The sequence below is a fragment of the Brevibacillus ruminantium genome, assembly GCF_023746555.1.
Taxonomy (GTDB): Bacteria; Bacillota; Bacilli; order Brevibacillales; family Brevibacillaceae; genus Brevibacillus; species Brevibacillus ruminantium.
The window spans coordinates 3,387,585-3,399,879 of sequence record NZ_CP098755.1 but is presented as its reverse complement, the minus strand read 5'-3'; the positions used below and the strand labels follow the sequence as shown (position 1 = coordinate 3,399,879).

Annotated in this window: 6 protein-coding genes and 1 riboswitch; of the genes, 4 read left to right on the top strand and 2 right to left on the bottom strand. The window is 50.5% G+C overall.

The features are described from left to right. Nucleotides 1–50: 50 nt before the first annotated feature. A complete protein-coding gene (locus tag NDK47_RS16810) occupies nucleotides 51–1,625 on the top strand; it encodes an acyl-CoA synthetase (protein ID WP_251870904.1) in 1,575 nt (524 codons plus the stop codon). A gap of 334 nt (nucleotides 1,626–1,959) precedes the next feature. Here the strand turns inward: NDK47_RS16810 and NDK47_RS16805 are convergent, their stop codons facing one another. Then, nucleotides 1,960–4,056 carry an exo-beta-N-acetylmuramidase NamZ domain-containing protein gene (locus NDK47_RS16805; RefSeq protein ID WP_251870903.1) on the bottom strand — a complete coding sequence of 699 codons (2,097 nt, stop codon included), beginning with the start codon at nucleotides 4,054–4,056 and terminating at the stop codon, nucleotides 1,960–1,962. 237 nt (nucleotides 4,057–4,293) lie between these two features. On the opposite strand from NDK47_RS16805, the gene NDK47_RS16800 reads away from it, so the two are divergent. After that, a complete protein-coding gene (locus NDK47_RS16800) occupies nucleotides 4,294–4,917 on the top strand; it encodes a YhcN/YlaJ family sporulation lipoprotein (RefSeq protein ID WP_251870902.1) in 624 nt (207 codons plus the stop codon). A gap of 162 nt (nucleotides 4,918–5,079) precedes the next feature. Next, nucleotides 5,080–8,274 (top strand): AfsR/SARP family transcriptional regulator, encoded by a 3,195-nt coding sequence (locus tag NDK47_RS16795; protein ID WP_251870901.1) that lies wholly within the window; start codon nucleotides 5,080–5,082, stop codon nucleotides 8,272–8,274. Between the two features lie 62 nt (nucleotides 8,275–8,336). On the opposite strand, the gene mgtA is transcribed toward NDK47_RS16795, so the two are convergent. Then, nucleotides 8,337–10,937: a magnesium-translocating P-type ATPase gene (gene mgtA, locus NDK47_RS16790; RefSeq protein ID WP_251870900.1), complete on the bottom strand. Its 2,601-nt coding sequence runs from the start codon at nucleotides 10,935–10,937 to the stop codon at nucleotides 8,337–8,339. A 425-nt stretch (nucleotides 10,938–11,362) separates the two neighbouring features. Beyond that, nucleotides 11,363–11,534, bottom strand: a riboswitch (M-box (ykoK) riboswitch). A gap of 153 nt (nucleotides 11,535–11,687) precedes the next feature. Between mgtA and NDK47_RS16785 the strand changes: the two genes are divergently transcribed. Then, nucleotides 11,688–12,269, top strand: a complete 582-nt coding sequence (locus NDK47_RS16785) for a TetR/AcrR family transcriptional regulator (protein ID WP_251870899.1) — start codon at nucleotides 11,688–11,690, stop codon at nucleotides 12,267–12,269. Nucleotides 12,270–12,295 lie beyond the last annotated feature (26 nt).

The window sequence follows — 12,295 nt, the reverse complement described above, 5'->3', positions numbered from 1 at the left end:
CTGAATATTCATAGTATAATGGAAAAAAGGAAAAGTCTGGGGGGAAGTACATGAGAGAGATTCAAAGAGCCAGAAGAAATACATTGGGGGATATTTTGCGCAGAAGTCGAGGACGATTCCCCCATAAGATCGCGTTGCGCTTCGGTGACGAGGCCCTTACATACGAGCAGCTTGACAAGCTTGTGAACCAGGCTGCGCACGTCATCCTCCAAAGCGGATTGCAAAAAGGAGAGAAAGCAGCTGTATTGTCGCGCAACTCGATGGACTTTGTCATCCTCAACTTTGCTCTGGCCAAAGCAGGAATCGTAATGGTTCCGATCAACTATATGCTCAATGCTGACGACGTGGCCTTTATCCTGGGACATGCCGAGGTACGTGCTGTCTTTTCTTCCCCAGAGTTCCAGACAGTGAGCGAAGAAGCAATAAGCAAAGCGAATTGCCGCCCAGTGATGCGGGCCTCGATCTCTGATTTTCAGCAGCCGGGAGGGGAATGGGCTCATTTTCGCACACTGCTTGGTCACGCCAGTACAGAAGAACCGGAGGTAGAGCTGGACGATGATGATGTCGTACATATCTTGTACACGAGCGGTACGGAATCCAAACCAAAGGGTGTTATGCTGACACATAAAAATGTACTGTCCGAATATGTCAGTACCATTGTCGACGGAGGGATGTCAGAGGATGATGTGGCGATCCATGCCCTGCCGCTTTTCCACAGTGCCCAGTTGCATTGTTTTTTAGGACCCTATGTCTACCTCGGAGCGAGTGGGATCATTCTGGAGCAGGCTCAGCCCGACCTGATCTTGAAAAACGTGGAAACCTATCAAGCGACCCAGCTTTTTTGTCCGCCTACGGTCTGGATTGCCCTGCTCCGCTCTTCCGAATTCTCGACTCGCGATCTTTCTTCCCTGCGCAAATGCTACTACGGAGCAGCCATCATGCCTGTCGAAATCTTGAAAGAACTGGGAACGCGCTTGCCCAATGCCCAATTCTACAATTTTTACGGTCAAACTGAAGTGGCACCGCTGGCAACCGTACTAAAACCTTCCGAACAGATTCGCAAGGCAGGATCAGCAGGCAGACCGGCTTTAAATGTCGAGACGATGATCGTCGACGATCAAGGGATGGAGGTCCCCCGTGGTATTGTCGGTGAAATCGTGCATCGTACGAGTCATGCAATGCTTGGTTATTACCGGGATGAAGAGAAAACAACAGCAGCTTTTCAGCGGGGGTGGTTTCACAGCGGCGATCTCGGCATTATGGATGAGGAAGGGTATATCACGGTGGTCGATCGGAAAAAGGATATGATCAAATCGGGTGGAGAGAATGTTGCCAGCAGGGAAGTTGAGGAAGTGATCTATCAGCATCCCCTGGTATCTGAGGTAGCCGTCATCGGAATTCCTGATCCGTATTGGATCGAAGCTGTCACAGCAGTGGTCGTTCCCAAGGCGGGAGAAGTGCTGCAAGCGGCGGATATACTGGACTTTTGCAAGGCGCGATTGTCATCCTTCAAAGCACCCAAGTACGTGGTCATCTCCGAAAATCTGCCGCGTAATCCAAGCGGCAAAATCTTAAAACGGGAACTGCGCCTTCGCTACGAAGGATTGACTACTTCCGAAAAGTAAAAAATGACCGATGGTTAAAAGGACCGTTATGAATAAGAGGGAAAGCCGCCTGAGAATGGAAGCATCAGGCGGTTTATTTTTTGTTGTTGGCAAACGATGGCTACGTATCAACTTTCAGACCTTCAAGCCAATCGCGATAGCAATGGTCACAAAGCAACTCGTCGCGCTCGTCAGTGCCCTGAAAAAACGTAATCAGGTGAGCGTTCTCTGACTCGTGCTCACAATGGTAACAGGTGTAACTCACTTCATTTCCTCCCCGAATAATAGTGCGTCAGTGATATTGTTGCCAAAATAAAAAAACCAACTCGCGTAAAGAGTTGGTTCAAAACGGGGATTATTTGACAGTAGCGACTGTAGATTTTTCCGGATGAATCGTATCAAATCGATAACCGTGATCTTTCAGGAACTGAATGACTGCCGGAAGTGATTTGGCGGTGGAAGCTTTTGTTGAAGAATCATGCATGAGGACCACGATCTCCTTCTGATTCTTAACCTGCTGCTTGATATTGGCCAAAGCATTATCCGGCGTGTACTTGTTGCTGCGCGCATCCCCGTTGGTGATGTTCCAATCGATAAACGTATAGCCCCGTTTGGTTGCCTCTGTCTTGATCGCACTCATCACGGTCTGCTTACTGTTGTACCTGGCAGGATCTTGATAGGTTTTGCTGATTGTGTTGGTGCTGCCTCCGGGATAGCGGAACACCAAAGGCTTGATTCCAGTCACACTTTCAATGAGTTCATTTCCTTTTTCCAAATCTGCAAAAAAGGCAGTAATGTCTTTGTAAATAGACCGATAGTTATGGGAGTACGTGTGGCCGCCAACCACATGCCCTTCGGCAATGGTACGCTTGAGCAAGTCTTCGTGCCCGTGTATACTCGTTCCCACCACGAAGAAAGTCGCTTTGATGTCATATTGCTTGAGAATGTCCAGAACCTCCTTGGTGATTGGAGAAGGTCCATCATCGAAGGTCAGGTAGGCCACTTTATCTTCTGTCTGTTTGCTCGCATCCGGTTGGTGCGGGTTCTGCCCTTCAGAAGGAAGGGAGGAGCCGGGAGCCGGTTGTTCTGGCAAAGCGGGTGGAGTACTCTGGGCCTGACCAGGAGCATTTGGCTGTTGTGCATTTGACTGAACAGGCGGACTTGTCTGAGCAGGCTGAGTCGTCTGAACTGGCTGTGCGGACGAAGCCGTCTGTGATTGAGATGGCTGCGCCTTTTGATGGATCGGCTCGACCGGCATAAAAGGAATATCGGTGTAGATCAAATACGATTCTCTCAGCTTGCGAAATGCTTCCAAATCATGGGCAAGCTTTTGCTCGATTTGTTGCGGGCTTAACCCTTCTTCCAAATACTGACCGATTTTGTTTGAGCCCATCACCAGATCGAACATGGTTTTGGCTTTGCCGCTCTTTGGCACTTGGAAAGGATGGAGTTGATAAGCGTAGGTGAGAGCGTACAAGCCTGTCTTCGCCGGGTTAAACTGATGCGGATCGGTAATCTGGAGCCGGACACCGCCCATTTTGTCTTTATCTTCCGGTAAAAAGACGACACCGGGAAGCAATGCGCCATTGAGAGAATCAGCGTATTTTCCAGAATCAATGCCGTCGCCTCCGATCCAGCGGAAGTTGTCAGCCTGGGTTATGCCGGTTCCCTCACCAAGACCGGTTGCCATGTAGCCGAAAACCGCTGACAGATCGGGAATTCGCGGGGAGCTGGGAATCCAGTTCAATCCCGTATCCTGAAAGATCATCTGGCGGGTGTAGCCCTTCATGGGGATCACGGTAAGATCAGCACCGATGGAACGGTTGAAGTACTGAGCCAGTTCGCCGATTGTCATGCCATGGGCCATCGGGAGTTCATCGACTCCGACAAAAGAGCGGAATTCTGGTTCCAGGACGGGGCCGTCAACGATGGTTCCTCCAACGGGATTGGGGCGGTCAAGCACCACAATCGGCTTGCCTTGTTCTTTGGCTGCTGTCATGCAGTATTGGAGGGTGGATATGTACGTGTACGTACGGGCCCCGATATCTTGCAGATCAACCAGAAGGACATCAATACCGGCCAGCATCTCCGGGGTGGGTTTTCTCGTGGCGCCATACAAGCTGTTTACGGGGATACCATAGACAGGATGTTTGTATGACTTTACATACTGACCCGCCGGCGTTTTTCCGTCAAGACCGTGCTCCGGTGTGTACAGAGCAGCTAATTGAACATTTTTTTCACGGCGAAGAGCATCGATCGTGCTGGTGCCTTTGCTGTTGATTCCAGTTTGGTTCGTCACCAGGCCCAATTTTTTGCCTTTGATGACTTGGGGAAACTGGCTGAACAGCACGTCACTTCCCAGCAGTACGGCCGATGTGTTGGCGGAGCTACCGCCAGGGGGGAAGAGCGTTAAAATAAGGACAAGAATGAGGAAAGGAATAAATCGTTTCATAGCTTCGGCCTCTTTCGAGAAAAATGTCGTCGTTGTATGTCTATTGTAGCCTGTTTTTGTAGCGAATTGGTTTCATTTTTGTAACAATTGCAAAATAGGTAATAAGTTGGAGGTACGAAGTTGTATTCCTCCGTCGGAGCGGAACGTTCATCTACTTGAATTAGCAAAATGAAACAGGCTCGGGGCTGAGTAAGAACCACCCTGCCTCCTCACACTAGTACTGAGGGGGTGTTTTCTTTGAATCGATGGAAACAGGCCGTTTCTGTACTTGCCCTTTTGGGGATTTGCACCGCGGGGTGTACGCCGAACAAGCAGCAAGGCTCTGAGGACTATCATGGCCCGCCCGCCAAATTCGACGCGTTTGGAATCAATCTGACCAGCGACAATTTCGGCAGGGATAAAGGGCCAGCGGCGATGATTACGCAGAAAAATCGTCATGCGCGAGAACCGCACCTCATTCGGGCGCTGGAAAATCGAGCAGAGAGGATTCCTGGTGTCGTCGACATCAAGGTACTTGCTTATAAGGATAACCTATTGATCGGGGTACTGCCAGATGGGGCTCCGAAGCAGGATACGATCAATCCCAGGCCCTCTGTTGCCTATACACCGGGAAAGCCGGTTCGCATTGATAATGGACACACGGATCGATTGCAGCAACGAGTCGCTGGAGTCATGGGGACACGCTTAGCGACTGAAACCCGCTACAATATCATGTTTGTCTCGACCAACCCGGCCGTTTATCATCGCATTGCCGATATTCACCAGCGAATCGTCCGAGGGGAAAAGGTTCAGGAAGAGGAGTTTCAAACACTGTTAAATGATATTGGCTACACAACAAAGGGCTTCAATCTGATCGACTAAATGCACCTTGTTTCTCCCTGTTGCACTGTGTTGAAAGACCACCTGATCATCGGGTGGCTTTTGTCATGCAGAAAAGCTTTTGTCATTTCGAAATGGAGGAATTTGCGGCCACTCATGGAACTATTATGAGGAATGATGTGATCGTTGAGGAGTGTACGCGAGATGAATGCATCCCGGATTAGCCCCACAAGAATAACCTCTCCACGCCTGAAGCCCTTCGTATTTCACCGAGTATCTCTGGCCAAAAAACTGAGATTAATGCGGCATAAAGCACTGACTATCGTTCATGCGGGTGCCGGGTATGGCAAAACAACGGCGATTGCCGCCTTCCTGGAACATTCAAGCAAAGAAGCATGCTGGTATCGGGTCGGGGAAAAGGATGACACGCTTCCCGTATTTTTGCAGCACCTGCTGGAGAGCATTCGCAGCTTGTATCCCGCACATGGGGGAGCCGTTCAACAGGCTCTTGCATCATGGGAGGAGCAGAGCTTGGAAGCGGAAGGGATCGATTCCTTCGTGGATATGTTTATTCAGGCATGTTTGGAACTGCCAAGTGAGCTGACCATTGTTCTGGATGATTTTCATCACGTACACCCGGATGGACAAATAGACAGGTGGGTGCAGGAATTTCTCACAAACATGCCACAGCATATTCGGGTAGTCATCCTGACCCGCGTCAGACCAGCCTGGCCATTTTTAGAAGTGATGAGTGCGCGCGGAGATTTTATGGAAATCACAGTGGCTGATCTGGTTTTTTCACGAGAAGAGATGGAAACCTTTTTTCTGGATGAGTACGATGTGACGTTGTCAGGAGAAGACTGGGAGCGGATCGAAAATGTGACCCAGGGCTGGGCGACAGCTGTACGGACCATTGGCGAGACATTAGCCCTCGGTGTGCAATCGGTCGGCAGTGCTTCCGAATCATCTCGTTTTCTTCCGTTTCTGGAGACGGAGGTCTGGGATAAGCAGACGCCCGAACTGCAGGCGTTTCTGATGAGATCGGCTGTGTTTGAAAGCTTCGACGCAGAGGATATACGTCAGGTTTTCGGAGAGCAGGAAGGGAAGCGGATGGATGAGGTCCTTCGCAGGCATCTGTTCTTGCTTTCGAAAGAGAATCGCTATGCCTATCATCCGCTTTTTCGTCGTTTGCTGGTGAGCAAGCTGGCAGGACTGCCGGAGGAATACGTCAGCATGCATCGTCTTGCTGCCGAGTGGTACAAGCGAAAAGGGGAGGCTCAACAGGGATTTGAACACTTGCGATTGATCGAAGCGTGGGATGAGCTCGGAGAGTGGCTCACTCAAGCGGCAGGTACCCTCTTGCAAGCGGGAAAGCTCGATTTCCTGTCACACTGGCTGCAACTGCTTCCCGACGAGATCAAAGACCAGATGCATGTCTTGTGGTTTTATCAGGCAGAAGTTGAGCGATACCGCTGTCTGTATCCAAAAGCCCTGCTTTCCTATCGCCGCTACCTTTCGCTCTGCGAAATGAAACAAGACGTAATCGGCCAGTGCCGTGGTTTGGAAGGGCTTGCACGAGTGCATCTGGACAGTGTCCAAGGTGTAAAGGCAGAGGAACTGTTGAAACAGGCGATCCAGTTGCTGCAGCCCGATGATCACGAAATGGCACCGAGGCTGTTTCGTTTGTTGGCCGAAATCTACACGAACCGAGGAGATGCACAGCAAGCGGCTCACTGGTATCAGCGCAGTCAGGAATGGGAACAGCGAACCGAGGTAGAGCTGGAATCCAGATTGCTGTTCCGGACGGGGCGCTTGCAGTCGGCCATTGAGCTTTTAGAGAGCAAGTGGAAGAGCGAGCAATTAAAGCAGCCTGCATTGACCCGCTCATACCGTGAAACTTCGTTATTGCTTGCCTTTGTTTACGGCCTGAACGGAGAGTGGGAGAAGGGCCTGGATGCAGCCGAAACGGCAATTCAGCTGGGAAAAGCTGCTCACTCGCCTTTTGTGGAAGCAAACGGGTATGTTCGGAAAGCGACAGCGGCTCTGGTGAGTCAGCAGATCTCCTTTGACCAGGTTCGGGAGCTGTATCAAATGGGGCTGCGGATTATGGAAGAGCTCCAATCGACCAGAGGCAAATCGGAGACGCTGCTAGGGCTTACGCTGCTTTACGGCAGAGAGGCGAATCTGGATATGGCCCTTTCGTATGGACAGCGAGGGCTCCAGGAGACCGAAGCGATGCGTGATGACTGGCTGAACAGCCTGGTCCGTCTGGCGATTGGTATCGCCTATGCGACCTGTGGTCAGGAGCAGCAGGCGGAAGAGTGGATTCGCGATTGTGAAAAGCGGCTGAGCCGATGCGGAGATAGCTTTGGAGTCGCGATCTGTCATTTGTGGCTCAGCTACTTCGCTTACCGCCAGAAGGAGTGGAATACTTTTATCCCGGCAGTAAGCCAGGCTCTTACCGCGATCCAGACCGGCGCGTATCACTTTTTGCTCCAGCGGCCGACTATGTTTACCCCACATGATGTACAGCAGTTGATGCCGGTCCTGATTGAGGCCCAGCGCCGTCAGGTTTCTCCTGATTACGTGTCGTCTCTGCTGACCGATCTCGGCTTGCAAAATGTCTCGTTTCATCCTGGCTATACGCTGAGAATTCAGACGCTCGGACAATTTCGCCTCTGGCTGGGGGAACGGGAGCTGGGGGAGAAGGCGTGGCAGCGGGGAAAGGCAAAGCAGCTGTTCCAGCTTCTCCTGACCAAGCGCAAGCATTTGCTGGCAAGAGAAGACATCGTTACGATCCTCTGGGAAGAGAGTGATGAGGAAACGGCTACACGCGATTTCAAGGTGGCACTCAATGCCCTGAACAAAGCGCTGGAGCCAAACAGGGAGGCACGGGCTCATGCTTTCTTCATACAGCGGCACGGCAGCTCATACGGCTTTAACCTTGCCTCTGGTTTTCATATCGATGTGGAAGAGTTTGAGCGCTTTGTCACGCTCGGCCTCGAAGCGAATGAATCTGCCCAATCCATCGTTCTTTTGGAAAAAGGACTTTCGTTTTACAAAGGCGACTACCTGCCAGATTGCCGGTATGAAGACTGGTGTGGTTCGGAAAGGGAGCGGCTGCGGGTGCTCTTTTTGCGCGGGGCAGAGCGCTTGGCCCGGATGCTGCTCGATGCTGATAGAGTGGATGAGGCGATCCGTTGGTGTGAATCCATTCTGACGGTAGATGATTGCTGGGAAGAAGCCTATCGGTTGCTGATGCTGGCATACTTCCGGCAGAATAATCGGGCGCAGGCCATTCGCTGGTATGAAAAATGCGTCGCCAATTTGCAAAAGCAGCTCGGGGTTCAGCCGATGCCGCCGACAGTGGACACCTTTCGCAAGATCATGGAAGGCTAAGACCGCAAAGCTCTCTCTGCTTTGCGGTCATTTCTTTCCCTCTTGGCTGAGTGCAGGTGTCGCTACAGCCACTCGTTAAATTTGCGGATATACCATTTTTTGATCAAATGAGTAAGCAGGGCATAGCCAAGCAAAATGGCGACGAGCCATGGAAAGTAAGCGAGCGGCAATGGCTGCAAACCGATACTTGCACCAAATCCAGAAAATGGAATATAAATCCCGGCTACCATAATCAGTCCGGTCAAAAGCAACACGGGAAGACTTGCCCGGCTTTGCACAAACGGAATTTTTTCGGTACGGATCATATGCACGATCAGCGTTTGCGATAACAGTCCCTCAATAAACCAGCCCGATTGAAAGAGGGATTGGTCTGCGACTGTATGGGCCGCAAACACGAAATACATCAAAAGGTAGGTGGCATAATCAAAAATGGAGCTGATGGGCCCAATATAGAGCATGAAGCGCCCGACTGATTGCGCATCCCATTTGCGCGGGGATTTGAGAAATTCCCGATCCATGTTGTCCCATGGGATGGAAAGCTGGGAAATATCATAGAACAGATTTTGAATCAACAGATGAATCGGCAGCATCGGCAGAAAGGGGAGGAATGCACTGGCCCCGAGAACGCTGAACATATTGCCGAAATTGGAGCTGGCTGTCATCTTGATGTATTTGATGATATTGCCAAAGGTTCTCCGCCCTTCCATGACACCCTCTTCTAATACCAGCAAGCTTTTCTCCAACAGGATGATGTCTGCTGATTCTTTGGCAATATCCACAGCCGTATCGACGGAAATTCCCACATCGGCGTCCCGAAGAGAGGCTGTATCATTGATCCCGTCGCCCATAAATCCAACCGTATGTCCGTTTTTTTGCAATGCCCGGACGATTCGTGATTTTTGCAGCGGATTTAATTTGGCAAAGACTGTTGTTTTTTCTGCCATACGGGCTAATTCCTCATCATCCAAGTCCTCAATTTCACTGCCCAACACGATGTGATTCACAGGCAAGCCGACATCTGTGCATACTTTTCGAGTTACGGCGGCATTGTCCCCCGTCAGTACCTTTACTTCTACACCGTGTTCGCGCAAAGCGCTGATCGCAGCCGCAGCACTTTCCTTTGGCGGGTCAAGAAAGCAGATGTAACCGACGAGGAGCAGATCGCGCTCGTCACTGAGATGATAGTCTTTCTTGCTGGCCATAACGCGCTTGATGGCAACAGCGACAACCCGCAGACCCTCCGTGTTGAGATCCTGCACAATCGACTGAACCTTGCCTTTGATCGAGGGAGTGAGGGGAACGATGTCGCCACGGTCAGATACATGGGTAGAAATCGAGAGAATCTCCTCCAAAGCTCCTTTGCAGATGATCAGGTGGCCATTTCCGCCTTCCTCCAGGACGACAGACATTCGGCGCCGGTTGAAGTCAAAAGGAATTTCATCCACCTTTTTGTAGTTTTTTTCGGCGCCGAGCAGATCAGTCAGTTCAGCACGCTCCAGGACAGCCACATCCAACAGATTTTTTAACCCTGTTTGATGGAAGCTGTTCAGGTACGCATATTTTAGTACGGCTTCATCCTCGTCACCGTGGATATCCAGATGCTTCTCCAGGATGATTTTGTCCTGGGTTAAGGTACCAGTTTTGTCGGTACACAGGATGTCCATCGCACCAAGGTTTTGAATCGCATTCAGTTTTTTCACAACCACTTTGTTTCGAGCCATTGTGGCAGCGCCCTTGGCCAGGTTCGCGGTGACAATCATGGGCAGCATCTCTGGCGTCAAGCCAACCGCAACAGAGAGACCAAAAAACAGTGCTTCCATCCAATCTCCCTTGGTGAAGCCGTTGATAAAGAAAATAATCGGGACCATGATGAGCATGAAACGAATCAGGACAAACGTAACGCTGTTGACGCCTTTGTCAAAGCTGGTCAGCGGACGTGCTCCCGAGATGGCCTTGGCCATGGAACCAAAATAGGTGGAGCCTCCCGTGGCGACGATGACTGCTGTAGCCGTTCCACTGATCACGTTCGTCCCCATGTAACAAATGTTCGCCAGTTCCAAGGCATTCTTGGGTGTGTGATCAAGCGTATCCTTTTTCTCCACAGGCAATGCTTCCCCCGTGAGGGCAGATTCACTGATAAACAGATCTTTGGAGGAGAGGATGCGTACATCGGCCGGTACCAAATCACCTGCTGACAGATGAATCACGTCTCCTGGCACCAAATCCTTCAGCTCTACTTCCCTGGGCGCGGACTCGCGAATTACGGTAGCAGTGGTGGTGACCAGTGCTTTCAGCTTCTCTGCCGTCTTTATCGAGCGGAATTCCTGGGTGAAGGTAATCAGTACACTCACTGATACCATCGTAGTGATGATGATGGCGGCCTCTACATCATCTGTCAGGTAGGAAAACAGATCCAGTCCCAGCAAAATCAGAATAAAGGGATTTTTGAAGCAGGAAAGCAGCTGGATGTACCATGCTGGCGGCTTTTCATGTCCGACTTGATTGGTCCCGAACGTCTCTTGTCTTTGCGCTGCTTCCTGTTCTGACAGACCAGTCGGTGTGCTTGACACCTCGTTCATCACAGCGTCCAGATCAGCTGTGGCGAACTCGATGAGCCGTTTCATATTTGTGGTGTTTTGTGTATCGATCCGTTGTTTTTTCATAGTCGATCCCTCCGAGTGAGAAAAATAGAAAAACTCCCCCTGTTGTCGGGAGAGTTCTTTGTCAGAACCTATCTTTCTCTATTCGCTCGGATGTCAATTACGCATGGGGAAAGAAACCCACTTCTTTGGAAGGGGCGGGCTGAGAACGTTGCGTAAGAAACATAAGAACGCATAGAGAACCTGGTTCTCCCGCATCACAGAATGTTGGTGATAAAAAGACGATTGGCTGCGTATCCTAGGACTGCCTTCCATGTGGGTATCCCCCCTTTGCAAATAAGAAAAACCCTCTAGAGCGTCTAGAGGGTTTGGGTGCATGCAACACAAAACGGTCATGTCCGATTTCCCGCTCATAGGGAAAAAGTGTTGACCGCAAGCGTTCACATCCAATTTTATGAAAAACGTCAAGGCGTATTTCACAAAACGAATCCCGCTCCCCCTAGTCGAGTTTTGGCACTATACAACGTAAAGAGAGCAAGCCTCTTAGCCACGTTATGAAAAGCCTTAATCCGGCAATCCCTGTTCTACCCATAGGCATCTTTCGATATTTCTGGGCAGTGGCCTGTGTTTGTATAGGAGCCTCACCTAACGAGGACGTTTGATTTACTCAGGTATCGTACTGCTACGCTTTCAGGATGTCAATAGTATTTTTTCATTATATCGGAAAAACTGTTGACGAAAATGGGAAAAAGCACTAAACTACATTTTGTACTGACCAGTCAGTTCAAACAGCAGAAGGAGGTTGAGGGAGGGATGGCACGATCCAAGAAAGATCAAATCGTAGAAGCAGCTGTCACGGCCTTTGCCCAATACGGCTACAGTGAGACGACGATGGATACCATCGCCGAAGTGGCAACGGTCGCAAAAGGGACCTTGTACTATCACTTTTCCACGAAGGAAGAATTGTTTCTGTACGTGATTGAAAAAGGCGTGAAGATGCTGATCGATTCCGTAGACCGCGTGATGCAGCGAGAGGATTTGTCGATGGATCAACGCATGCTTTGTGTACTGGATGAGCATCTTCGCTTCTTTTCCGAGAATCGGGAGCTTTGCCTGCTGCTGCTCAGCTTTTTCACCGGCGACGAGCAGCGGGATGAAATGATCGGAAGGCTGTTGTCCGGGTATTTTTTGACGATGGAAGGGCATGTCGCCGAACTGCAGCAAGAGGGATATGTACGACCGGATATTGAGGTGCGCACGATGATTTCCTCTCTTTTTGGAATGGCTGGATTTACCATGCTGCGCAAACAATTTCGCAAAGAAAAAGGAGTCTCCGACGCCGATCGGCGGACTCTGCATCTGATGCTTTCGGGCGTACTGATCAAAGAGCAGTGAATGAAAAGTGACAACGAACGAGATAT